This window comes from Clostridium sediminicola, from assembly GCF_050402865.1.
Classification (GTDB): Bacteria; Bacillota; Clostridia; order Clostridiales; family Clostridiaceae; genus Clostridium_AF; species Clostridium_AF sediminicola.
This window is the reverse complement of record NZ_BAABMF010000097.1, coordinates 1-255: the sequence shown is the minus strand read 5'-3', so window position 1 is coordinate 255 and position 255 is coordinate 1. Positions and strand designations below refer to the sequence as shown.

1 protein-coding gene is annotated in these 255 nt (G+C 36.5%); it reads left to right on the top strand.

Annotated elements, in window-relative coordinates; all coding sequences use genetic code 11:
• Positions 1–255, top strand: a 255-nt coding sequence (locus ACQ3F0_RS26920) for a thiamine pyrophosphate-dependent enzyme (protein ID WP_428868883.1), incomplete at both ends; no start/stop codon positions are given.

Sequence of the window (255 nt, the reverse complement as noted above, 5' to 3'; positions counted from 1 at the left end):
ATTCAAAATTCATCGCATTTGGTGGAGATGGTGGAACATATGATATAGGATTCCAATCATTATCAGGAGCAATGGAACGTGGACATGATATGGTTTATGTTTGTTATGATAATGGAGCATACATGAACACAGGTATCCAACGTTCATCAGCAACACCAAGATTTGCAGATACAACAACAACACCAGCAGGAACAGAATCTGATGGTAAAAAACAATATAGAAAAGATTTAGGACAAATAATAGCTGCTCACCATA